Below are 22973 nucleotides of genomic sequence, written 5' to 3'. Positions count from 1 at the left end.
GATATACCGATGTCGACCACTCCCACGCACTCGAGCGCCATGCGCACAGCCGCGTCGCATGCCCGCCCGAATAACGGTTATCGGACGCTCTGGCGTTGGCACTTCTATGCGGCGTTGTTCGTCATGCCGTTTCTCGTCGTATTGGCGATTACGGGGACGATCTATTGCTTCCAGCCGCAGATCGAACCGCTGCTTTATCCGCATAGGCTCGTCGTCACACCGCGACCGGCGCCGCGACTCGACGAAAACACGCTGCTGTCTCGCGCCCGCGCCGCAATGCCTCCGGCTGCCGTCGCGACGACCGCCCGCATCGCCTCGCGCACCGATCGCAGTGCCGAGTTCATCTTCCGGCTGCCGAACGGGACCAAGCGGAGCGTGTACGTCGATCCGTACGATGGCACCGTTCTCGGCACGCTCGACGTCGATCGGCGATTCATGCAGATCGACCGCATGATCCATCGCAAGCTGCTGCTCGGCAAGTCGGGCGAATTGTTGATGGAGCTCGTCGCATGTTGGACGCTCGTCATGCTCGGCACGGGTGTGGCGCTATGGTGGCCACGCCGGACGGGATCCCTGCGCGCTTTACTGTTGCCCGATCTGACGCAGCGCGGACGTCCGCTATGGAAAAGCATTCATGCGACGCTCGGCATTTGGATCGCGCTCGGCGCATTGGCGTTCGTCGCGACGGGCCTGCCGTGGACGGGATCCTGGGGCAAGCAGTTCAAGGCGCTGGCCACGAGCGTCAAGCTCGGCTCGCCGCCGGGTGCCTGGGGCGGTCTCCCGGTTAGCGCACTGAAACCCGCTCAAGCAAACGGATCGAACGCCGGGCAACCAAGCAAGGGTTCGCCATCGAAGATGGATGACATGCCCGGCATGACGATGGATGAGATGCCCTTACCGCAAGTGCCCTGGGCTGTCGGCGCGGTACGGGTGCCCCAATCGCACGAAACGAGCGCCTCGCCGGAACATGCGCTTCCGATATCGCTTGCGGATATCGTCGCAAAGATGCGTGCAGCGGGTCTCGCCGACGGCTACGATATCGCGCTGCCGGCCACGGAGAGCGGCGTATACACCGTGTCGTATTTCCCGGTGGACCCGCAGCTCGAACGCACGGTCTACATCGACCCCTACAGCGGCGCGATACTGAAAGACATCCGTTACGGCGACTACGGTGCGATCGGCAAGGCCGTCTCTTACGGCACGTCGCTTCACATGGGCCGCTATTTCGGGCTGGCCAATCAAATCGTCTGCACCGCGCTATCGTTGGGGTTGGCAGCGCTTGCCATCACCGGATGCCTGATGTGGTGGATGCGCCGGCCCTCGGGTACCCTGGGCGCGCCCGCACGCGAACGCGTCGCTGCGCCGATGCGTGGATGGAAAACCGCACTGGTCGCCCTCGGCGTCGTCTTCCCGCTGATGGGGCTGACGCTGGCCGCCGTGTGGTTCATGGACCGACTTGTTTTTAGCCGTGCGTCCGCATCGGCTACCGCTTAATCGACGATTTCCCTCATCACTCTCAAAGGACAACCATGCGATTCTCGATGAAGAACACCCTGCTGCCTCTCGCCCTCTCCCTGTGCGCGGCCCCCGTACTGGCCGCCCCCGCGTCGATGATGGTATCGGATTGCTGGGTGCGTCTATTGCCCGGCGATCTGCCGTCCGGCGGTTACTTCACCGTCATGAACATGGGCGCCAAGGAGGTCAATCTCGTCGACGTCCAAACCGACGCGTTCGGCATGGCGATGCTGCACCAAACGCAAAGCAACGGCAGTACCTCGGCGATGGTGATGGTCGAGAAAGCGCCGGTGCCGTCCAAAGGCACGCTCAAGTTCGCGCCGGGCGGCTATCACTTGATGCTCGAGCAGCCCAAGCACGTCCTCAAGGTAGGCACGTCGATCCGCATGACATTCGAATTCGACGATGGCGAAAAGGTGACGAGCGAGTGCGTCGTGAAGGGCGCGGCGGCAACGGGGCACTAATGCGATTGCCTCGGGCGAGGCACGACGGACCGCTTGCGCGCTCCCCACCAACGCCAATTGCAGGTCATAAATATTAGTGATACCGTGGCCGTCACCTCGCGCGTTCCAGCTGGCCATCGATGAAAAAATCTACTCAACGTCGCCCGACCATGACCGACATCGCCAAGGTAACGGGCGTGTCGCAGTCCACCGTTTCGCTCATCTTGAACGGCGCGGTGGGCGCCAAGTTCTCCGAGGGCACGCGCAAGAACGTGCTCAAAGCCGCACACGAGCTAGGTTATCAATTGCCCACCCGGACGACGGCGCCTGTCGCACCGGGCGAGCGCAATTTGATCGTCTACGTGGCCGACGAAATCTCCACGAGCCCGCATCCGGTCGTCAATGTCGACGGCGCGCGCGATGCGGCATGGAACAACGGCTGCCTATTAGCGGTGTACTCCACGCACGGCAACGCGGACATCGAGCAGCGCGTGTTGCACGACGCGCTGTCCAACCCCAACGTGCTCGGCGTCATCTACGCCACCGTCTATACGCGCAAGGTGGCCGTGCCGGCGCCGCTCCTCAAAGTGCCTACGGTTTTGCTCAATTGCTACTCGAGCGACGCCGTCCTATCGTCGGTGGTGCCGGCCGAAGTCACGGGGGGCTTCACCGCCACCGAATGCCTGATCGCGGCCGGACATCGACGTATCGGCTTCATCAACGGCGAGACCTGGCAGGACGCCGCCAAAGACCGGCTCAAGGGATACCGCCAAGCACTGGCCACCGCCGATTTGCCGTTCGACGAGCATCTCGTGCGCGACGGCGATTGGAGCTCGGGCAAAGGCTACGAGCTGACGCTATCGCTGATGCGCGAGCCGAACCCGCCCACCGCGATCTTCTGCGGCAACGACCTCACCGCGATCGGCGCGATCGAAGCGATCAAGCAGCTCGGGTTGCGCGTGCCGGAGGATGTCTCGGTGATGGGATACGACGACCAGGAAATCGCCCGCCACACGCATCCGCCGCTCACCACCGTCGTACTTCCCAACTACGAACTCGGCCGCTGGGCCGTGGAAACGCTCTTGCAGGAAGAGGAGAACCGCGGCGCGGGCGCCCCGTTCAAGCGCCGCACGGTCAAGCTGGACGGCCCATTGATCGAACGCGGTTCGGTTGCGGCCCCACGCGCGCCCGACGCCGGATCGCCCTCGCGCATTGCAGGGGATACCCTTATTAATATTCTTAATGAATAGCAAGTAATATTACTTCGCAACAAATCGATGAAGCTGGATCAACAGGCGTTATGCAAGTGGAAAACCAAGGTCGTCCACCGCTGATGTGAAGCCACGCTGCGAAGGACGATGCGCTCGATAACAACGAAGTCGGGACCCTTGCGGGTCGTGAACAACGGAGACAAAGCATGTCGAAAGCAACGCTGCTGCATCGTGTGGCCACACTGACCTTGTGCGTCGTCGGTGCGTGGTCGATGGGAGCTTGGGCGCAGGACAACAGCGCACAGAAGGTCCAGAACGCATCGACGGAAACGTGCACGAATCCCAAGCCGAGCAACCTCAAGCTGAGCGGGCTCGTCGTCGGCTTCTCTCAATCGGAAAACGAGCAAAACCCGTTTCGCGCGACCGAAACGGCTTCGGTCCGCGCCGCCGCGAAAGCCGCAGGCGTCAAGCGGCTGCTCTATACGAACGCGAATAACAACCAGGCCAAGCAAGTGGCCGACATCGAAAGCATGATCAACCAGGGCGCCCAAGCCTTGATCGTCGCGCCGAACGACTCCACCGGCCTACAACCGGCGTTCGCGCAAGCCAAGGCCAAAGGCATTCCTGTCGTGACGATCGATCGGCAGACGGCCGGCACCGCCTGCGAAGACTTCATCACGTTCCTCGGCTCCGATTTCTATGCACAGGGCAAACGTGCCGCGAAGGCGCTCGCCGACGCCACAGGCGGTAAGGCGGTCGTCGCGGAAATTCAAGGCGGCTACGGCAACACGGTGGAGAGCCAGCGCACCGACGGTTTCGCCGAAGTGCTCAAGACCTACCCCGACATAAAACTTGCGGCCGCGCAAACGGCGAATTGGTCGACGACCGAAGCGCAGAAGGTCATGGAGCAGATTCTGCTCTCGCATCCCGACGTCAATGCCGTCTATACGCATGCCGACGTGATGACGCTCGGCGCGATCACGGCGCTGCGCCAGGCCGGCAAACTGAAGGGCGTGACGATCGTATCGATCGACGGCACGAAGGATGTCGTGCGCGACATCTCGGACGGCGTCGTCTCGGCCGATGTCGAGACCAATCCGCGCTTCGGCCCGCTCGCCTTCCAATCGCTCGCGGACTGGTTCGCCGGCAAGCCCGTCGCGCAAAAGCAGATCATGCACGACGCGCTGTACGACAAGACCAATGCGAAGAAATCGCTGGCGGCGGGTGCGGTGTACTAATTCCATCGCTTAAGGGTACATGCTCGCGTTACCACACGTATTAGGCGCTCTTTCACGATGCAGGCTGACGCATGAACGATCCGCTGCATGCAGTCCCGGCCCCGGCCGGTTCCGATAGCCGTCGAGACGGCGATACGACCGGCCGGGTCGTGCTCGAGACCCGGCACGCGAGCAAGACGTTCGGCGTCGTGCGTGCCTTGCGCGACGTCTCTCTTACGCTGCGGGCCGGCGAGGTGCACGGCCTCGTCGGCGAAAACGGCGCGGGCAAATCCACGCTCATCAAGACCCTCACGGGTTTTCATCGTCCCGACGAAGGCACGGTCGTGCTCGACGGCACGCCCGTTGCGTTCGATTCGCCGCGTGCCGCGCAGCAACTCGGCGTATGCGCCGTCTATCAGGAAATCAATCTAATCCCCGACCGCAGCGTCGCGGAGAACATCTTCATCGGCCATCAACCGAAACGTTTAGGGTTCCTCATCGATCGCCGTACGATGAACGAGAAGGCGGACGATATCGTTCGGCGTTACGGCCTCACGGTGAACCCGAGAGCCAAACTCGCAACGCTCGGCCTCGGGGAGCAGCAAATGGTTTCGATCGCGCGCGGCGTATCGCTCGGCGCCCGCGTGCTGATTCTCGATGAGCCCACATCGGCGCTTTCCGGCGCGGAAGTCGACGTGCTCTTCCATGTCGTCGATCAACTCAAAGCCGACGGCATCGCGCTGCTGTTCGTCAGCCATCGATTGTCCGAATGCTACCGGCTGTGCGACCGCTTCACGGTGATGCGCGACGGTGCGGTCGTCAAGACCGGGACACCGGACGAATTGCCGCGCAACGCGCTGATCGCCGCGATGCTCGGCCGCGAGGGTCACGGGCATGGCGTGCAAGCCGGCGAGCGTGCACGCGAATCGGCCGAGCGGGCCGAGCCGGCGCTACATGTCGAGGGCCTACGTTGGAGTACGCGCGTGCGCGATGTCTCGATGCGGATCGCGCCGAAAGAGATCGTCGGGCTCGCCGGCTTACTCGGCTCCGGCCGTACCGAAACGTTCAAAACCGTGTTCGGCGCGCAGCGGGCCGACGCCGGTGTCGTGCGCTTAAAGGGACAAGCGCTCGGCAGTACGGCCCCGGCGCGCTCGATCCGCAGCGGGCTCGCGTTCTTGTCGGAAGACCGTCGCTCCGAAGGCATCTTCCCTCGCCTATCGGTACGCGAGAACATCGTTGCTTCGGTATTGCCGCGCATCTCGCGCTTCGGCTTCATTTCGCGCCGCAAAGAAGATGCGCTCGTCAAACAGTACATCGAACAACTCGGCATCAAGACCGCGGGACCCAATGCCCTGATCTCGACGCTCTCGGGCGGCAATCAGCAAAAGGCGCTGATCGCGCGATGCCTCTCCACGCATCCTGTGGTGCTGCTGCTCGACGATCCCACGCGCGGCATCGACGTCGGCGCGAAAGCCGAAGTCCACCGCGTGATCCGAGGGTTCGCCGACGAAGGGCTCGCGATCGTCGTGACGTCCTCCGAAATGGAAGAGCTGCTCGAGCTGACCGATCGGCTCGTCGTGCTCAACGAAGGAGCGAGCATCGGCGAAATTCAGACGCGAGAAGCAAGCGCCGACGATGTGCTTGCGATGCTCGCCACCCACACTCCGGCGCCATAAGCCAGCATTTAGCGAGGACAGCTTGAGTCTTTCCACTCCTACGGCCCCGAGCGCCCAAGCGCAGCGGCAGCCGGGCCACGCGGCGCTCGCGTGGGCCCGCGGCAATAGCGTCTATGTGGCGCTCGCCATACTCGTCTTGTTGAACTTGGTGATGACGCCGGGGTTTTCTAACCCGTTGGCCGCCCGCAGCCTGCTGTTCGAATCCGCGCCCGTCATTTTGATCGCCCTCGGACAAAACCTTGCCATCGCCACGCGCGGCATCGATTTGTCGGTCGGCTCCGTCATGGCGCTTTCCAGCGCGACGATCGCCGTGTTTCTCGACTACGGCACCGGTACGGCTATCGGCGCGGGCATCGTCATCGGCTTGGTTTGCGGCATTTTCAACGGCGCGCTGGTCGCGATCGTACGGATCGATCCGCTGATCTCGGGATTGGCGCTGCTCGTCGCCGCGCGCGGACTTGCACAAGCCCTACTCGGCGGCTCGCGCGTCAACCTGCCGCCGTCGGATGCATTCGACTTGCTCGGTACCGGCGCGATCGGGCCGATCCCGGTCGTGATTTTGATCGGCCTCGCGCTCGCGTTGCTGATCGCCGTGATCGTTCGACGGACCACTTTCGGGCGTTACGCGATTTTGATCGGCGCCAGTCGCGGCGCGGCATTTCTCGCCGGCATCCCCGTCCGGCGCACGCTGTTCATGGTCTACGCGGCGAGCGGGATTCTGGCCGGCTTGGCGGGCGTCTTCGCTTCATCGCGGCTCGGTGCGTCCGATCCGAACTATGTCGGCGTGAACTTCGAACTCGATTCGATCGCCGCCTCGGTCATTGGGGGAACGCCGCTGTCGGGCGGTCGCATTTCGATCGTCGGCACCGTCTTCGGCGTGGTCTTGCTGCAAGTGCTCGATGCGAGTTTCATCATGAACAACATCAGCTTTACCTATGCGCAGATTCTGAAGGCGGTGTTTATCGTCGTCGCGCTTTACCTGCAACGTCAGGGAGGCTAACGCGCACATGGATACCAGCATCGACGCAGCGAATATGAAAGCGGATATTCAGCCGACCGGCGGTACCGGAGAGCGCCGCAATCGCGTGCTCCGATTGATACAGGCACGCGGCGCGATCGGCATTCTCATCGTTGTCAGCCTCGTCGCCGGCGTCGTCTTTCCCGATTTTCTTCATCCGGCGAATCTGGCCGATATCGTCTCGGCGGGTTCGTTTCTGGGACTCATCGCGATCGGGCAAAGCCTCGTCATCATCCTCGGCGGCTTCGATCTATCGGTGGGCTCGATGGTAGGCCTCGGCACCGTGATCGCGGCGTATGCGGCGCCGTACGGATGGGCGGCGGCGCTCGCGGCGCCGATCGTGACGGGGCTGTGCGTCGGCCTCGTCAACGGCGTGCTGATCGCACGCGCCCAAATGGCGCCGTTTATTGTCACGCTCGCCGCGTTGCTCGGGTTGAAGGGGCTCGCCCTCGTGCTCGCGAATCAAGATCTGCTGATCGCCGATCCCGGCTTTTTCGCTCATATCGCCAACGGCTCGCTATTCGGCATCAGCAACCTTATTTGGATCTTGGCCATCGCCTATGCGCTGGGCGCGCTCGTGCTCAATCACACCGCCTATGGCGCCGCGATCTTCGCGGTCGGCGGCAACGAGGAGGCCGCGCGCATGCTCGGCGTGCGGGTCGAGCGCGTGAAGATCGTGACGTACGGGGTCAGCGGCGCGCTCGCCGGATTTGCCGGCGCCCTGCTCGCGTCGCATCTCGACTCCGGGCTTTCGGGCGCGGGAACGGGGTACGAGCTTCAGTCGATTGCGGCAGCCGTGATCGGCGGGGTCTTGCTCACGGGCGGCGTCGGCACGATGGCCGGACCGCTTGCGGGTGTCATCTTGCTCGGCGTCATAGAAAACGTCATCAACCAAGTCGGCACGCTCAGTCCTTATTATCAAAACCTCGCCAGCGGGGCGTTTCTCTTGGTCGCCGTGATTGCGCAGACGCTTTTGACGAGATCGCGTAGCGTGTAGTGGCCATCTTGACGCATCGGACCTGAGCGCCCGATTCATACTGCATACCGCCGTCCCGGAGCGAGCCTACCCACAGGCGGACATGAAATCGCTTCGAGACGTGCCTCACCGCTCGGCTTCGGCTTAGTCCACTTGCCGAATCGCACTACCGCGACCGAACCGCGCGAGTCTGCGCCGATGCCCACCTCGGGGGCAGCCTGGGTCCGCTCCGACCTTGTCTCGGGTGGTTATCCCATGCCCGCGCGCCAATGCTGCTAGTATTTTGAGTATCATGGCGTCGTCCGGTCGGATCGACATGAAGATGACCTCTCCAAACGCAGCGAGAAGTTCCGGCTGCCCTGACTAAGTCACTCGACTACTCCCGAACGAACGCCCCCGGAGCTTGATTTATGCCGCTTTCTCCAGACACACGGAACGAACTCAAAAAACTCTACAACGCACTTGCCGATCGAGTCCTCGAACCCGGCGATCCGGTCTACGTCGCCCAGATCAACCAGGGCACTGCTGACCCGGTCGAGGAGATGGCTACCGAGATCGATTGGCAGGAAGGCGGCGGCGTATGTCTGTTTACGGGGCAACGTGGGACCGGCAAGAGCACGGAGCTGAAACGGCTTAAGCTGCATCTGGAGCAACTTGGGGCGGTCGTGTTCTATGCCGATCTTTCCGAGTTCATGCTGCTCACCAAGGAAGTCGAGATCAGCGACTTTTTGATCGCGGTCGCCGGAGCAATGTCAGAGCAGGTGCAAACGCAGTATGGCGGCTCTCCGGGCAATCGCAACTACTGGGATCGCTTGGTCGCCTTTCTTCAAACCGAAGTGGAAATCAAGGACTTCGGCGCCAAACTCGGTGGCGTCGAGATCAAGGCCGCCCTGAAGAACGACCCCGACTTCAAACTCCGAGTGCAGCAAGCTGCACGCGGCCATGTCGCGAAACTCGTACAGGACGCGCACGACTTTCTCGGCGAAGCGGTCGACTATGTTCGGCAGCAGGTCGGCGATGCGCAGCGGAAGGTGGTGCTGTTGGTCGATTCGGTGGAGCGAATCCGTGGGGTCGGCAGCGAGTCGATGGCGGTCTACGAGAGCGTGCGTAACCTCTTCTTCGGTCATGCCGAGCACCTGAAAGTACCCAAACTGCACGTCGTCTACACAATTCCGCCTTATCTGTCGGTGTTGGCGCCAGGTGCTGGGGCGCTGATGGGTGGGGCCGTCACGCGGCGACTGGTCTGCACGCACATCTTTCAAGATCGCAGCAGAGAGGCCGATCCCGACGGGCTGGCGGTACTACGTACAGTTATCGCCAAACGCTATCCTGAGTGGGAGAAGCTGTTCGACCCGGCCGCCATCGACAAGCTGGCCGTGAGTTCGGGCGGTGACTTGCGCGAGTTTTTCCGGCTTATCCGGCTATGTCTGCCGGCAGTGCGAGAGGATTCGCAACTACCGCTCACGGTCGCTGCCGTCAAACCGACCGAAAACGCCGCACGCAACGAGATGCTGCCCATTCCGCAAGAGCACTTGGCCTGGCTCAAACGGATTACGCAGACACACACCACCTGTTTGGAGAAAGATGCCGACCTACCGACGTTGGCCCAATTTCTCGATAACCGGCTCGTCCTCAACTACCGGAACGGCAGCGATTGGTATGACATCCATCCGCTGCTGCGTGACGTGGTAGACGCATATGGCAGCACTAACCTTTGACGCACCCACCGAACGTGTAGCGATCAACCTGCTGCGGCATCTTGAGTGGGAGGCCGATGCCTTTTCGCTCGTGTTTCTGTTTGCCGATGTCGGTCCCTCGATGCAACTGGCGGACTGGCTCGATCAAAGGCTTGTTTTGCAAGGACGGCCGCTACAACGTCGGGACGCGAAGGATGATTTTGCGCGCGATCCCGAAGCACTGGTCGATGCGTTGATTGCTCAGCGTGAAGATTTCTCTGGGCAGCCGGGCGCCTTGTGGTTCGGATTGCAGCGTCATCCTAGCGATACGCAGTGGAATATCGCGCGTAGGAAGTATCTCGCACGGCTGAACGAACGGCGTTTTTTGCTCGAGCAAGGTTTGATGCGCCCGTTAGTGCTGGTGTTGCCTGCGGATTTTCGGGCCGAGGCACGTAGCATCGCGCCGGATATCTGGCATGTGCGCGCGCTTAGCGAAGAGCTTCGTGCGGCGGCGCCCGCCGTGGCCGAGACGCCGAGAGCAGCGCCAGTGGTGGTGCAAACGAGTACCGACATTGCATTGCCGGCCTATCTGGAATGGCAGCGCGTTCAGGCTGGCGAGCTGCCCGAGGGTATATTTCTGCCCACGGCCTGGGAAGCTTGCGGCGAACTGCTGTCGGCCGGGCGGCCGGGCGATGCGGAGCAGGTCGCCTTGAGTGCGCTGTCGGTAACGAGGCGCCGCGTCAGCCAAGCGCAGGATCCCTCTGCGCTGCGGGACCTCTCGGTCTCGCTCGACAATGTCGGTCAGGTAGCGCGTGCACAAGGCGACTGGACGCAAGTCGAAACCGTGTACCGCGAAAGCCTCGACCTGCGTCGTCAACTCGTCGAACGCCTGGGACGCACGCCCGAGGCGCTGCGCGACCTCTCGATCTCACTCGACAACATGGGGCGGGTGGCACGCACACGGGGCGACTGGACGCAGGCCGAAGCCTTGTACCGCGAAGGCCTGGAAATCAGCCGCCAACTGGTTGCGCGCTTGGGCGGCTCGCCCGATGCACTGCGCGATCTCTCGGTCTCACTTGACAACGTGGGGCGAGTGGCGCAGGCACAGGGCGACTGGACTCGAGCCGAAGCCGTGTACCGCGAAAGCCTGGATATCACCCGCCAACTGGTCGAGCGCCTCGGGGGAACGCCCGAGGCGCTGCGCGACCTCTCAGTCTCGCTCAGCAACGTCGGCCAAGTGGCACGCGCACAGGGCGACTGGACGCAAGCCGAAGCCATGTACCGAGAGAGCCTCGATATCAGTCGCCGATTGGTCGAGCGCCTGGGTGGTACGCCCGACTCGCTGCGCGACCTCTCGGTCTCACTTGATAACGTGGGGCGGGTGGCGCGCGCACAAGGCGACGAGCCCCAGGCCGAAGCGGTGTACCGCGAAAGCCTGGATATCACCCGCCAACTGGTCGAGCGCCTCGGGGGAACGCCCGAGGCGCTCCGCGACCTCTCAGTCTCGCTCAACAATGTCGGTCAGGTCGCGCGTGCACAAGGCAACTGGGCGCAAGCCGAAGCCGCATACCGAGAAAGCCTTGACTTGCGTCGTCAACTGGTCGAGCGCCTGGGGGAGACGCCCGACTCGCTGCGAGACCTCTCGATCTCACTCGACAACGTCGGGCGGTTGGCGCACGCACAGGGCGACTGGAAACACGCCGAAGCCATGTACCGCGAAGGCCTGGATATTGCCCGCCAACTGGTCGAGCGCCTAGGGGGCACGCCCGAGGCGCTACGCGACCTCTCGATCTCGCTCGACAGCGTCGGTGACATCGCACGTCAACAGGGCGACTGGACCAAAGCCGAAGCCGTGTACCGCGAAAGCCTGGATATCAGCCGCCAGTTGGTCGGGCGCCTCGGGGGCACGCCCGAGGCGCTGCGCGACCTCTCGGTGTCGCTGAACAACGTCGGCTGGGTGGCGCACGCACGAGACGACTGGACTCGAGCCGAAGCTGTATACCGCGAAAGCCTTGACCTGCGTCGTCAACTGGTCGAGCGACTGGGGGGTACCCCCGAGGCGCTGCGCGACCTCTCGGTTGCGCTCGACAACGTCGGCGACATCGCGCGTCTACAAGGTGACTGGACCCAAGCCGAAGCCTTGTTCCGCGAAAGCCTTAACCTACGCCGTCAACTCCTCGAGCGCCTGGGAGGCACGCCCGAGGCACTGCGCGGCCTCTCGGTCTCGCTCGACGGCGTTGCCTACATCGCGCGCCAACAAGGCGACTGGACCCAAGCCGAAGCACTGTACCGAGAAAGCCTCAACCTGCGTCGCCAACTTGTCGAGCGCCTCGGGACTACGCACGAGGCGCTGCGCGATCTGTCGATCTCGCTTGACAACGTCGGCGACATCGCGCGGCAGCGCGGCGACCAGACGCAAGCCGAAGCCCTATACCGCGAAAGCCTCGATATCAGCCGTCAATTGGTCGAGCGCCTGGGGACTACGCCCACGTCGCTGCACGACCTTTCGGTTTCGCTCGACAACGTCGCCGACATCGCGCGCCTGCAAGGCGACCAGACACAAGCCGAAGCCCTCTACCGCGAAAGCCGCGAACTACGTCGCCAACTGGCCGAGCGCTCGGGGAGCACGCCCGAAGAAGAGCCACCCCGTGGTACGGGCAGCGGTATGGATGGTTGATAATACGGTTTATCACTCCGCTCCGCGAATCCTCCCCCCACACCTTCAGTTTTCCCCAAACCTGCCGTTGACCAGGGGAAATCGCGCGACTTACGCGCGTAATGAATTCGAAAGCTATTCGAGGATTCTTGGAGCCGCGACGCTTCGCCGATTAAGCACGATTGGACCATGGAAGCCACGCTCATCCAAGTTCCCGCCGAACCGCGTCACCGCTGGGCCGCCGCGGTCGCTGCCATCGTGCTCGTGTGCATCGCGTTCGCGGCGTGGCCGCACCTGACGACGCAAGCCGTCGTCTCGCCCCCCTTCGTCCCCATCTTCGCAACATCGGTCACGCTGACCGAAGGACTAACGGCGTTCTTGTTGTGGACGCAATACCGCGCCTGCGGCCGGCTCTACTTCGCGGCATTGGCGAGCGCGTACGCCTTTACGAGCGTCACGGCGGCATGGCATCTGGCTGTCTATCCCGGCGTCTTCATTCATGCAGTCTCGAAGGACGCGGGGCGTCAAACGGCGATTTGGATTTGGCTGCTATGGCGAGGCGGTTTCGCGTCCCTCGTGACGCTCGCACTCATAGCCAGGCCATGGCTACCGGTTCCGACGGCGGCGTGGCGGCGATCACTCGGGCTCGGATTGATCGCATGCTCGATCGGCCTGTCCATCACCTTGTGCCGCTCGGCCATCGTCGGGCGAGCGATGCTTCCCAATCTCGTCGCAAACGAAGGAACGTACCGGCATCTGTCGGCAAATCCCGCCACGCTGGGGGTGGCCGGTATCTGTTTCGCCGCACTCGGTATACATATTTGGGTCACTAGGCTGCGCACGCTAATGGACCTGTGGCTCGCCGTCGCGCTCTTCGCGGGGCTGGCCGACGTAGCGTTGACGCTCGGCGCAGGAGCGCGCTATAGCCTCGGTTGGTACGGAGCGCGCATTGCCTCCATGGTCTCGGCAAGCGCGTTGCTCGGCATGCTCATGTTCGAAACGAGCCGCACCTATTCGAAACTAGCCGACGCGCATCGAGCGCTCAAAGCCTTTTCCGTGCGAGACGGCCTAACGGGCGTGTTCAACCGCGCCTATTTCGACGAACGCTATCCAAACGAGCTGGCGCAAGCATCGAAGGGAGCGTCCGCATTGACGATCCTTTTGGTCGACGTCGATCACTTCAAGCACTTCAACGATGCGTTCGGTCATCTTGCCGGAGACGAATGCCTACGCCGGATCGCACGCACGCTCGATAGCGGATTGACGCGCCGAGGCGAATTCGTCGCCCGCTACGGCGGGGAGGAATTCGTCGTCGTGCTTCCGGCAAGCGATGAGCGCACCGGGTCGGCCACGGCCGAACGCTTGCGGTTGGCCGTGGCCGGCTTGGAGATGCCCGCAGCGTCGCCCGGCGAGCCCTATGTCACCGTTTCGATCGGTCAGGCGTCGAGCGATTCGGGAGCCCGCTCCGGGCCGGCTAACTTGCTAGCCAGTGCCGACGCAGCGCTCTACCGAGCGAAAACGCTCGGCAGAAATCGCGTCGAAGGCGAAGCGGCGCCTAGCCCGAACGTCGCCATCAATGGACCGCACGCCGTCTACGCGAGCTAAAACGCTTGTTTCGGCGGCGCCAGAGCGTCATGAACGACCGATCGATCCGGCAGCGTAATGCGAAAGATGCTGCCGTTGTCCTCTCTCGGTTCGAATTCCAGTGTTCCGCCATTCAACTCAATGGCCCATCGAGCAATAGCCAATCCAAGCCCGGAGCCTCCCGTCGTCCGGGAACGCGCCTGATCGATTCGGTAAAACCGTTCGAAAATTCTTTCGCGGTGTTCCGAAGCGACGCCGGGCCCATTGTCCTCAACCTCGACGAGCGCTCCGCCTTCTACGCTTTGTAGCACGCGCACCTCGATCTCTCCCTGCACGGGTGTGTACTGGATCGCGTTCGCGACCAGGTTGATCAGGGCCTGCTCGAATGTCGGCTTGTCGAGCATTACATTGAGTTCGCTTCGTTCGCGAAAGACAAGCGTTTGCTCCTTCTCCTCAGCCAATACGCGCAGACAGTCGACGACATCTTTAGAGAGTTCGCTAAGCTTCGCCGGCGCCAGTTGGAGCGGTTGCTGCTCCGATTCGGCTCGCGTCAGCGTCAATAGGCCTTCCAATAGGCGGGTCATGCGCACTGCTTCCTCTAGGATGCTGCCCACCGCATCTTCATAGCGCGCCACATCGCACGGGCCTTTCAATACATTTTCGCCGATCGTTCGAATCACAGCCAACGGTGTACGAAGTTCATGTGATGCATCGGCCGAGAAACGTCGCATCTTGTCGAACGAGCCTTCGAGCCGGTCGAACGTTTCGTTGAATACGCGCGCCAGACGGTCGAATTCGTCTTGTTGCCGCCCAACCCTCAGCCGCTGCGATAACCGATCCGCCGAAATCGCTTTCGCGTTACGGGCCATTTCGTCGACAGGCGAAAGAAGCCGCCCCGCTAGAAAGTAACCTCCAGCGAAACTAATGAGCAAAATGCCGGGCACCGTCAGAAGCAACACCCACAAAAGGCGGTGCACGTTTTGCACGGTCTGTTCGTCATCCTCGGCTACGCCGATCCGCACCGATCGACCCTCGATAGGAACCGTCGCCTCACGAATTGCATAGTGCCGCCCGCTCGACGACGCCCGAAGCATGTACCCGGACGAGTCCGCGCCTGAAGGCATCGAAAACCCTGTTCTTATCCAACCGGCACTCGCATAGCGCAGTTGACGATCGGCGGCGACGTAGAAATTCAGGGGCGGCAGTACCGCTTCGATCGACGAGAGCGCGTTTGGTGCTTTCGTTACGGCGTCGGTCACCAGGGCGAGCTCGCCGGCTAACCGCATCCGCGATTCGGCGATGCAGCCGTGGCGAAACGACAAGAATATGCAACAAGCAAAGGCCAGATAGATGAACGAGATCGAGAGCGAATACCAACACTTGACATCCTCCCCCGCCTAAAGTCGGGGGATTCCTACGGCGCGCACCTCGGCATCGAGCCGGGGGGAGTCGCTTCGGTGGGTTCCTGCTGCTGGCGGCATTACCACACCGCTCACTTCACAGGCGCAGCGGGCGTGTCCCGCCCTGAGAATGTTGATCGAACCGACCCAATCGGCGTTTTCCTCGAAGCCACATTCGACGCACGCAAACCGTTCTTGCGTCTTCCGGTTGTCCGCCGATACATGGCCGCAGCACGGACAGGTGCGGCTCGTGTTCTTCGGCGGCACAACGATAAGATGCCCGCCTTTCCATGCCAGCTTGTAGTCGAGCTGACGACGGAACTCGAACCAGCCCTGGTCGAGGATGGTCTTGTTCAGGCCAGACTTGGCCCGAACGTTTCTTCCCGGCGCATCTGCTGTTCCTGCCGCCGACTTGGACATATTCCGTACCTGCAAGTCCTCGATACACACCATCGCGTGGTTTTGGCTGATCGTGGTCGTGGCCTTGTGCAGGAAGTCACGGCGGGCATTGCCGATGTGGGAATGAATACGCTGGACACGGGCTTTCGCCTTCTTCCAGTTGCTGCTGAACTTGGTCTTGCGGCTCACTGCCTGCTGCGCTTTGCGCAGCCGATCCTCGTGCCGCTTGAAGCTGTTCAGTGGAGCGTAGAACGTGCCATCCGACAACGTGGCGAAGCGGGCGATGCCCATGTCGATGCCGACCGCGCCACCGTTTGGGACACACTGCTCGACCTGCCGTTCGGTCTGGATGCTGGCAAACCATTTACCGCCGCTCACGCACACCGTAACTTGCTTCACTTCGCCCAGCACATCGCGGCTGTTGCGATAACGCAGCCAACCCAGCTTTGGCAGAAAAATACGGCTGTTGCGCTGGTCGAGCTTGATCTGCTTCGGGTCGGGATAGCGAAAGCTGTCGGATTGGCTTTTCTTCTTGAAGCGGGGGAACTCCGCCCGCTTGGCGAAGAAATTGGTGTAGGCCCGCTCCAAATCCTTGAGCGTCTGTTGCAGCGGATGAACTGGAGCATCCTTGAGCCAGGGCGTTTCATCGCCGTTGCGCCACCCGGTGAGCAACTTGCACAACCCGGCGTAGCCGAGCTTCTTCTCGCCTTGCTCGTAGCGTTCCTTCTGCAACGCGAGTGCCTTGTTGAACACAAACCGGCACGACCCGGCGAAGCGGCGCATCTCGCGCTGCTGTTCGCCGGTGGGCATCAGTTCGTATTTGAAGGCTTGGAGGCGTTGCATGCGGATAGTATAGACGGGGAGGACGACCACGTTCACCTGCTGGTGAACTACCCACCGAAGGTGGCCGTCTCGGTGCTGGTGAACAGCCTAAAAGGTGTTTCGAGCAGGATGATCCGCAAGAAGAACGATTCCAGTATCCGCAAGAAGCTGTACGGTGGTGCACTGTGGTCGCCGTCTTACTTCGCTGGAAGCTGTGGCGGTGCGCCAATTGAGATCATCCGCCAGTACATCGAGCAACAGCAGACGCCACACTGACGCCGCAAAGCACGCCTACGGCGTCCGCGCTATCCTTCCCCGGCCTGAAAGGTCGGGGCTTGCCGCGCTCCGCAATCAAACGCCAACGAACCGTTCCGACGATGCGTCTCATCAGCCAGGCCCCCGCACGATGAACCCCACGCCTCGAATCGTTTGCACGATCGGAAATGCAAACCCCTGGTCGATTTTTTTACGCAAACGTGTCATGTGAACGTCGATGACGTTGTCCAACGGCACCGCTCGCGCCGACACGTTCCAAACGTCGCGCGCCAACATTTCTCGCGTCACGACCGTCCCCTGACGCTGCAAAAGATACTCGAAGAGCTCGAATTCCTTCGTGGTCAGCTCGATCGGCCGCCCCTCGCGCGTGATGCCGCGCGTCATCAAATCCATCTCGAGACCCGCGAGTCGCAGCGTCGTCGCGCGCTCGCCACGGCCCCGCCTGAGCAGTGCCCGTATGCGGGCGAGCAATTCGGGAACAGCGAACGGCTTGACGAGATAATCATCGGCACCGCGGTCCAACCCTAGGACGCGGTCCTCGATCGTGTCCTTCGCCGTGAGAACGATGACGGGGGTCTGTAAGTTGCGTTTCCTTAGCGTAGATAACACCTCGATACCGTCTCGCCCCGGCAGCATGAGGTCGAGAACGATCAAATCGAAATGCCGTGCGTTGATCAAGAAAAAGCCTTCCTCTCCCGTAAGGGCGATCTCCACGGCAAACCGCTCGTACTCGAGACTCTCTTTTAAAGCCTCAGCAAGTTTCTGCTCGTCTTCGACAATCAGAATGCGCATCGTAGTGATCCTGGTTCCCGCGTATGTGAAACGCGAGCATACCCGTTGCAGCGCGATGCCACGCGAAAGCCTCCTCCCGAACCGGTGGCGCTCAAATACGAGTGGTTAAATCGATCAGCCATCCGGGCGAGGCTTGCACGGCCCAAGCTTCGACTAGCTTGTCGAGACCGCTCAGCGTCAAGAGCCCAAGTAGCATGAGCGAGCCCCCGAGCAGGTATTTTCCGCGATCGCCGACCCAAGCCAATCCCCCGCGCAGCCGGGCCGCGGCCGCATGCGACACCGTTGCCAAAAGCAACAGCGGCGTACCGGCGCCCAAGCCGTAGATCGCCATGAGCATCGACACTTGGACAAGATCCTTGCCGCGCGCGGCAAGAGCGATCGCTGCTCCCAATGTTGGCCCGACACAAGGACTCCAAACCGCACCCAATGTCAAACCAATCACGAACTGGCCACCGTTACCGCCGAGCCTCAAACCGTTGAGGAAGGCCTGACCGCGCGCTGACACGCCGTTCGCGAGAAACGCAAAGCGGCGCGAAAATGCCGGCACGAGTAGTAACGCTCCCGCGAGCAATAGCAGGAGCGACGCAAGATAGCGGGGGGTGTCTTCGCTCAGCCCGAGCGCCGCCCCGGCAGTTGCGAGGAAGATGCCGACCGCGCTAAACGACAGCATGACGCCCGCCGTGAGCACTAGCGGTCCCGACCGATTCGATGCGCCGGCACTGCCGAGCACGATCGGCAGCAAGGGCAGCACACAAGGTGAGAGTGTCGAGACGACGCCCGAGAAGTACCCCAGCAGGTAGGTTGCAACGCCGAAGCCCATTGCCGACCTTTCTCAGCGCGCTTTGGCGAACAGCGACTCTATCGAGTCCTTATCGGTATCCGCCATCGAGTGCCCCAGTTCGGCGTCGCCTTTATAGACGATAAAGAGGCTACGTTTCGATAGATCGAGCGATTTCATCACCTCTTTATCGGCGTCCACGTCGACCACCAAGACCGTCAGTTGACGAAATCGCGGCTCTTGCTCGATCGAAGTGAGTAAGTCGTTTTGTTTCTTGCAGATCGGGCACCAAGTCGCATCCGTATGGACGATGAAAGGCGTGCCTTCATGACGCAGTTGGTCATACGTCTGCGCATCGAAATGAATGACTTTCGCGAACGCGCAGAGGCTGGTCGCCGACAGTAACGCACCGATAAGAACGTGTTGAATCCGCATATGCTGCTCCGTTGATCCGCCTTGCGACGTGTTGCGCAAGACTATCAGCGGGGCTTTTTAGGGATCAACTTAAGCTTTCATGAACAAAAAGTAAGGCGTTGCATGGCTTCAATGGATCTTCTTTACAACGACGGCCGGCTGCTGCAAAGGCCGCTCGGGCAGCGGCGTAGACATGACGATCGAAGTACGCGTCTCGCCGTATAGATTGATGCGGCCGATCAAGCGCTCTAGATCCGCCATGCCGACCGCGACCAATCGCATAATGTATGAGTCCGCCCCGGTCACGTGATGACATTCGAGCACTTCGGGGATCGTCTCGAGCAGCTTGATGAACTTCGTCTTAGCGGGCTGCGGCACGGTGATAGCGATCAACGCCGTCACGAGATAGCCCGCGGCTGCCGCGTTGACGCGCGCCGCGTAGCCCTCGATCACCCCCGCCTCTTCGAGCCGCTTCACACGTTCCGTCACGGCGGGCACCGACAATTTGACTTGGCGAGCCAGCTCCGTATAGGTCATTCGGCCATTGCTTTGCAGCAAAGACAGCAGCTTCCAATCGAGATCGTCCATCACAGTGAATTTTTTAAGGTCGAATCGGCATTCTCCCTTAAAAACCATCTTCTGCGTCGACGCAAGTAGGCCTACGATCAAGCCTTGGGATCCAACGCTATTTCTATCGCGAGGCGAAACGGTCATGCTGTTTATCAAATCCATGGCGATCGGGCTATCGATAGCCGCACCCGTCGGACCGATCGGAATGCTATGCATCCAGCGTAGCCTGAGCCGTGGCTTTGGCTACGGGTTCGCGACCGGATTGGGAGCCGCGTGCGCGGATGCCATTTACGGATTGCTCGGCGCGCTCGGAATCGCCGGGATCGCGACCGCGCTGCCCGCCCTGAGCATCGGCCTGAAAATCGCCGGCGGCGCGTTTCTACTGTGGCTGGCTTTTACGATAGCGCGCGAAAAGCCGGTAGCGCAAACCGCTTCCGCTAACGCGCCTCGATCGTCGACGGCACGCGCGTTTCTCACCACGTTCGGTTTGACGCTATCCAATCCGATGACGATCATTTCGTTCATCGGCGTATTTGCCGCGCTAGGGCCGATGTCGCTCGAGTCGGGCGCGGGCGCGCTCTCGCGGTGGTTGACGGTCGGGCCGATGGTGGCAGGGGTATTCGCCGGCTCCGCGGCCTGGTGGCTCTGTCTGAGCAGCGTGACCGCCGCCGTCGGCAAAAAGATGCCGTCTTCATTCATGCACGGCATCGCGAGGCTGTCGGCGCTCGTCATCGGTGTGTTTGGGGCGGTTCAATTGGTTGCCGGTGTGCGTTACATGATTTAGCCGCGGGTCGCAAGAGAGCATCGCACGGCCTTCGACCGCGATCGGCGACGATGCGGTCGTACCGGTTCACTTTGCTTTCTGATCCGCAGAGGGTTACGCTCTCCGTCTATCACGGAATCGTATCGCCCAATAGAAGATGTCAAACCGCATCGTCATTGTCGGCTTCGGCAATATAGGTCAGGCCGTCGCCCCTCTGCTTCAGAAGGAATTCGCCGGTTGGCAAATATCGGCGATCGACTGCGATATCGATTCGCGGCGAATGGAAATTGCCGAAGGGTGCAAGATCGAACTCCTAGCGCACCGCATCGATCCCGATAATTTCGCCACGATCCTTGGGTCACTGGTCGCCGAAAGCGATTTTCTTCTCAATCTCGCGCCGTCGGTTAGCACTTGCGATTTACTGAAGTTCGTGCAGTCGAAAGGCGCGATCTATTTGGATACCGGTGTCGAACCTTGGGAGTACGATTACGACGGCACTTGTGCGGATACGAGCAACTACGCTCTGCGCGAGCGGGTGCTTGCGCTCAAACGGACGCAATCGGCGCGCGCGAATCCAACTGCAATCGTAGCCAGCGGCGCGAACCCCGGATATGTCTCGGCGCTTGTGAAGCAAGGGCTACTTGAGTTGGCGCATACGGTCGGCCTAACGGCAGACGGCGCGCTCCCGCCGCAAACACGCGATGATTGGGCACGACTGGCTTGCGCCCTGGATGTACAGGTCATTCAAGTTTCCGAATTCGATACGCAGCGCGCGCCGATCGATCGCGCCTCGAATGAATTCGTCAATACCTGGTCCGTGCCGGGTTTCATCACCGAATGCCAACAGGACGTCGAACTAGGCTGGGGTACGCACGAGCCCTCGCTACCGGCAGGCGCGGTGCGTCAAACCTCGGGCTCGTGCGCGGCAATTCGACTGAACCGGCCGGGCTGGGCAACGACCGTCAAATCGTGGACGCCCCGGCAGGGCGAATTCGAAGCCTATGTCCTGACGCATCACGAAGCGATCTCGATTGCCGATTACCTAACGCTCGGATCTCCCGGCACTGCCCTTTACCGCCCTACCGTCTACTATGCGTATCGGCCTACCGACCTGGCGGTCGAGTCGATGTCGCTGCTGCGCGAAGGATTCACCGGCGTGCTCGAGGAGCGCTTGCTAAAGGATGAAATCGTCGATGGGATCGACGAGTTGGGCGTCTTCCTATTGAGCGGCCGGTTCCCGTCGTTGTGGCTCGGCTCCGCGCTATCGATCGATCGCGCTCGATCGATCGCGCCGTACAACAACGCGACCAGCCTGCAAGTGGCTTCCGCCGTCGTCGCGGCGCTAAGATGGGCGAGTGCGCATCCTACCGAGGGCATCGTGGAATCGGATGAAATCGACTACCGCGCGATGATCGACTACGCCGAGCACTTTTGGGCGCCGATGCAACGGTGTCATACCGACTGGAAACCCATAAAAGGCCTGACGCGATTGGCATTCGGCGCGTTTTCGATCGCGGGCGAGCACACCGACATTCCGGCAACGGCCGTCCGATCGGCAACCAACGTTATCGAACAAGGAAAACATGGAGCGCATTGCGCAGATGCCACGGGAAGGCTGGCCGCAAAAGCTTGAATCGATCGGCTTTCACTTCCATTCGCTCGACGAAAACGACATGCCGCGTGCGGTCGATCGCAATACGTTCTTCTACTGGCGAGAAGACGTGGCATACCGGTTCGCACCGGACGAGGTAGAGCGATTGTATGCGGCAGCGCTCGAACTCAATCGGCGTTGCCTCGACGCGGTGGAGCATGTGATATCGCACGATCTTTTCGATCGCTTGGCGATTCCCCGGCGGTTTGCCGATTTGATCCGGACGTCTTGGGAACGCGACGACCCGACCTTATTCGGCCGTTTCGATATGACGCTCGGTGCCGACGGCCACTTCAAGATGTACGAGTACAACGCCGACACGCCGACATCCATCATCGAAGCCAGCCTTGCGCAATGGTTTTGGAAAGAAGACGTCCATCCTCTCGCCGACCAATTCAATAGTCTGCATGAGAGCTTGATCGAGCGCTGGCGATGGATACGCGGCCATTACCGCGACGCGCGCGTGCTGCATTTCGCATGCATGTTCTCCAGTCAGGAGGATGTCTGCAACGTCGAGTACTTGATGGACACGGCCGTACAAGCAGGATGGGCCGTCAAGCTCATCGACGTGGCCGACATCGGCAGCGACGGCAAGGGCCGCTTTTACGACTTGGAAAACGAGCCCATGGATTTGGTGTTCAAGCTTTTTCCCTGGGAATGGATGATGCGCTCCGAATACGCCGCGCAGCTGACGCTCGATGCATGCCGATGGGTAGAGCCGCCGTGGAAAGCAGTGCTGTCAAACAAAGGCATCCTTCCGATCCTATGGAATCTCTTCCCAGGGCATCCGAATTTGCTCGAGGCTTCGTTCGACGCCGGCGTTTTTCGTGATCGGGCTCACGCGAAAAAGCCGTTGCTGTCGCGAGAGGGGGCGAATGTCACGTTGGTCACCCCGGAGGGGCGATTCGACAATCCCGGCGACTATGGCGAGGAAGGCTTTATCTATCAAGCGTATGCACCCGCGCCTCGCTTCGACGATCGCTTCGTTACGTTAGGCGCCTGGGTGGTCGACGATGCCCCCGCAGGCCTTTGTATTCGCGAGGAGCTAGGTCCGATCGCGAAGAACACCTCGTTTTTTACGCCTCACTACGTGGAATAACCGCCGATCATGCGAAACAAGCGCGCTCCGCGACTCG

Annotated in this window: 19 protein-coding genes and 1 pseudogene; 14 read left to right on the top strand and 6 right to left on the bottom strand. The window is 61.4% G+C overall.

Annotated features, from left to right (window positions below):
* Nucleotides 1–9 precede the first annotated feature (9 nt).
* The 10 genes from AB1286_RS23295 to AB1286_RS23250 all read left to right on the top strand — a co-directional run bounded on the left by AB1286_RS23295 (nucleotide 10) and on the right by AB1286_RS23250 (nucleotide 13993).
* A complete protein-coding gene (locus AB1286_RS23295; protein WP_430365611.1) occupies nucleotides 10–1494 on the top strand; it encodes a PepSY-associated TM helix domain-containing protein in 1485 nt (494 codons plus the stop codon).
* Nucleotides 1495–1541: 47 nt separating this feature from the next.
* Nucleotides 1542–1979: a copper chaperone PCu(A)C gene (locus AB1286_RS23290; protein ID WP_430365610.1), complete on the top strand. Its 438-nt coding sequence runs from the start codon at nucleotides 1542–1544 to the stop codon at nucleotides 1977–1979.
* Nucleotides 1980–2128: 149 nt separating this feature from the next.
* Nucleotides 2129–3208 carry a LacI family DNA-binding transcriptional regulator gene (locus AB1286_RS23285; RefSeq protein ID WP_430365609.1) on the top strand — a complete coding sequence of 360 codons (1080 nt, stop codon included), beginning with the start codon at nucleotides 2129–2131 and terminating at the stop codon, nucleotides 3206–3208.
* Nucleotides 3209–3375: 167 nt separating this feature from the next.
* On the top strand, nucleotides 3376–4407 hold the full coding sequence (locus AB1286_RS23280) for an ABC transporter substrate-binding protein (RefSeq protein ID WP_430365608.1): 1032 nt from the start codon (nucleotides 3376–3378) through the stop codon (nucleotides 4405–4407).
* A gap of 71 nt (nucleotides 4408–4478) precedes the next feature.
* Nucleotides 4479–6062, top strand: coding sequence for a sugar ABC transporter ATP-binding protein (locus AB1286_RS23275; protein ID WP_430365607.1), 1584 nt, complete (start codon nucleotides 4479–4481; stop codon nucleotides 6060–6062).
* Nucleotides 6063–6084: 22 nt separating this feature from the next.
* On the top strand, nucleotides 6085–7062 hold the full coding sequence (locus AB1286_RS23270) for an ABC transporter permease (RefSeq protein ID WP_430365606.1): 978 nt from the start codon (nucleotides 6085–6087) through the stop codon (nucleotides 7060–7062).
* Between the two features lie 7 nt (nucleotides 7063–7069).
* On the top strand, nucleotides 7070–8077 hold the full coding sequence (locus AB1286_RS23265; protein WP_430365605.1) for an ABC transporter permease: 1008 nt from the start codon (nucleotides 7070–7072) through the stop codon (nucleotides 8075–8077).
* 389 nt (nucleotides 8078–8466) lie between these two features.
* The gene (locus tag AB1286_RS23260) at nucleotides 8467–9774 is read left to right on the top strand and encodes a hypothetical protein (protein ID WP_430365604.1); all 1308 of its coding nucleotides are present in this window, start codon (nucleotides 8467–8469) and stop codon (nucleotides 9772–9774) included.
* Nucleotides 9755–12409: a tetratricopeptide repeat protein gene (locus tag AB1286_RS23255; RefSeq protein ID WP_430365603.1), complete on the top strand. Its 2655-nt coding sequence runs from the start codon at nucleotides 9755–9757 to the stop codon at nucleotides 12407–12409. The genes AB1286_RS23260 and AB1286_RS23255 overlap by 20 nt, the downstream gene beginning before the upstream one ends.
* Nucleotides 12410–12577: 168 nt before the next feature.
* A complete protein-coding gene (locus tag AB1286_RS23250) occupies nucleotides 12578–13993 on the top strand; it encodes a sensor domain-containing diguanylate cyclase (protein ID WP_430365602.1) in 1416 nt (471 codons plus the stop codon).
* Here AB1286_RS23250 and AB1286_RS23245 read toward each other — a convergent pair.
* Both AB1286_RS23245 and AB1286_RS23240 read right to left on the bottom strand, forming a co-directional pair.
* Nucleotides 13990–15231, bottom strand: a complete 1242-nt coding sequence (locus AB1286_RS23245) for a sensor histidine kinase (protein ID WP_430365601.1) — start codon at nucleotides 15229–15231, stop codon at nucleotides 13990–13992. The genes AB1286_RS23250 and AB1286_RS23245 overlap by 4 nt on opposite strands.
* A 138-nt stretch (nucleotides 15232–15369) precedes the next feature.
* Nucleotides 15370–16614 carry an RNA-guided endonuclease InsQ/TnpB family protein gene (locus AB1286_RS23240; RefSeq protein WP_430365600.1) on the bottom strand — a complete coding sequence of 415 codons (1245 nt, stop codon included), beginning with the start codon at nucleotides 16612–16614 and terminating at the stop codon, nucleotides 15370–15372.
* 9 nt (nucleotides 16615–16623) lie between these two features.
* Between AB1286_RS23240 and tnpA the strand changes: the two are divergent.
* A pseudogene (gene tnpA, locus AB1286_RS23235) lies at nucleotides 16624–16869 on the top strand (IS200/IS605 family transposase); the annotation flags it as partial.
* A gap of 111 nt (nucleotides 16870–16980) precedes the next feature.
* Here tnpA and AB1286_RS23230 read toward each other — a convergent pair.
* From AB1286_RS23230 to AB1286_RS23215, 4 genes are all read right to left on the bottom strand, one after another.
* Entirely contained in the window at nucleotides 16981–17661 is a 681-nt protein-coding gene (locus AB1286_RS23230) for a response regulator transcription factor (RefSeq protein WP_430365599.1), read from the bottom strand.
* Between the two features lie 91 nt (nucleotides 17662–17752).
* Entirely contained in the window at nucleotides 17753–18481 is a 729-nt protein-coding gene (locus tag AB1286_RS23225; RefSeq protein WP_430365598.1) for a cytochrome c biogenesis CcdA family protein, read from the bottom strand.
* 12 nt (nucleotides 18482–18493) lie between these two features.
* Nucleotides 18494–18874, bottom strand: coding sequence for a thioredoxin family protein (locus tag AB1286_RS23220; RefSeq protein WP_430365597.1), 381 nt, complete (start codon nucleotides 18872–18874; stop codon nucleotides 18494–18496).
* A gap of 108 nt (nucleotides 18875–18982) precedes the next feature.
* Entirely contained in the window at nucleotides 18983–19441 is a 459-nt protein-coding gene (locus tag AB1286_RS23215; RefSeq protein ID WP_430365596.1) for an Lrp/AsnC family transcriptional regulator, read from the bottom strand.
* A 124-nt stretch (nucleotides 19442–19565) separates the two neighbouring features.
* On the opposite strand from AB1286_RS23215, the gene AB1286_RS23210 reads away from it, so the two are divergent.
* From AB1286_RS23210 to AB1286_RS23200, 3 genes are all read left to right on the top strand, one after another.
* Nucleotides 19566–20207, top strand: coding sequence for a LysE/ArgO family amino acid transporter (locus tag AB1286_RS23210; RefSeq protein ID WP_430365595.1), 642 nt, complete (start codon nucleotides 19566–19568; stop codon nucleotides 20205–20207).
* A gap of 136 nt (nucleotides 20208–20343) precedes the next feature.
* On the top strand, nucleotides 20344–21819 hold the full coding sequence (locus tag AB1286_RS23205; protein WP_430365594.1) for a saccharopine dehydrogenase NADP-binding domain-containing protein: 1476 nt from the start codon (nucleotides 20344–20346) through the stop codon (nucleotides 21817–21819).
* Nucleotides 21770–22936, top strand: coding sequence for a glutathionylspermidine synthase family protein (locus tag AB1286_RS23200; RefSeq protein WP_430365593.1), 1167 nt, complete (start codon nucleotides 21770–21772; stop codon nucleotides 22934–22936). The genes AB1286_RS23205 and AB1286_RS23200 overlap by 50 nt, the downstream gene beginning before the upstream one ends.
* Nucleotides 22937–22973 lie beyond the last annotated feature (37 nt).

The sequence above is a fragment of the Trinickia sp. NRRL B-1857 genome (assembly GCF_050470685.1).
Lineage (GTDB): Bacteria > Pseudomonadota > Gammaproteobacteria > Burkholderiales > Burkholderiaceae > Trinickia.
This window is presented reverse-complemented; position numbering and strand designations above follow the sequence as displayed.

Coding starts and splice junctions, on each gene's coding strand:
- AB1286_RS23295 (WP_430365611.1), top strand. CDS start 10: ATGTCGACCACTCCCACGCACTCGAGCGCCATGCGCACAGCCGCGTCG.
- AB1286_RS23290 (WP_430365610.1), top strand. CDS start 1,542: ATGAAGAACACCCTGCTGCCTCTCGCCCTCTCCCTGTGCGCGGCCCCC.
- AB1286_RS23285 (WP_430365609.1), top strand. CDS start 2,129: ATGACCGACATCGCCAAGGTAACGGGCGTGTCGCAGTCCACCGTTTCG.
- AB1286_RS23280 (WP_430365608.1), top strand. CDS start 3,376: ATGTCGAAAGCAACGCTGCTGCATCGTGTGGCCACACTGACCTTGTGC.
- AB1286_RS23275 (WP_430365607.1), top strand. CDS start 4,479: ATGAACGATCCGCTGCATGCAGTCCCGGCCCCGGCCGGTTCCGATAGC.
- AB1286_RS23265 (WP_430365605.1), top strand. CDS start 7,070: ATGGATACCAGCATCGACGCAGCGAATATGAAAGCGGATATTCAGCCG.
- AB1286_RS23260 (WP_430365604.1), top strand. CDS start 8,467: ATGCCGCTTTCTCCAGACACACGGAACGAACTCAAAAAACTCTACAAC.
- AB1286_RS23255 (WP_430365603.1), top strand. CDS start 9,755: ATGGCAGCACTAACCTTTGACGCACCCACCGAACGTGTAGCGATCAAC.
- AB1286_RS23250 (WP_430365602.1), top strand. CDS start 12,578: ATGGAAGCCACGCTCATCCAAGTTCCCGCCGAACCGCGTCACCGCTGG.
- AB1286_RS23240 (WP_430365600.1), bottom strand. CDS start 16,614: ATGCAACGCCTCCAAGCCTTCAAATACGAACTGATGCCCACCGGCGAA.
- AB1286_RS23230 (WP_430365599.1), bottom strand. CDS start 17,661: ATGCGCATTCTGATTGTCGAAGACGAGCAGAAACTTGCTGAGGCTTTA.
- AB1286_RS23225 (WP_430365598.1), bottom strand. CDS start 18,481: ATGGGCTTCGGCGTTGCAACCTACCTGCTGGGGTACTTCTCGGGCGTC.
- AB1286_RS23220 (WP_430365597.1), bottom strand. CDS start 18,874: ATGCGGATTCAACACGTTCTTATCGGTGCGTTACTGTCGGCGACCAGC.
- AB1286_RS23215 (WP_430365596.1), bottom strand. CDS start 19,441: ATGGACGATCTCGATTGGAAGCTGCTGTCTTTGCTGCAAAGCAATGGC.
- AB1286_RS23210 (WP_430365595.1), top strand. CDS start 19,566: ATGCTGTTTATCAAATCCATGGCGATCGGGCTATCGATAGCCGCACCC.
- AB1286_RS23205 (WP_430365594.1), top strand. CDS start 20,344: ATGTCAAACCGCATCGTCATTGTCGGCTTCGGCAATATAGGTCAGGCC.
- AB1286_RS23200 (WP_430365593.1), top strand. CDS start 21,770: ATGGAGCGCATTGCGCAGATGCCACGGGAAGGCTGGCCGCAAAAGCTT.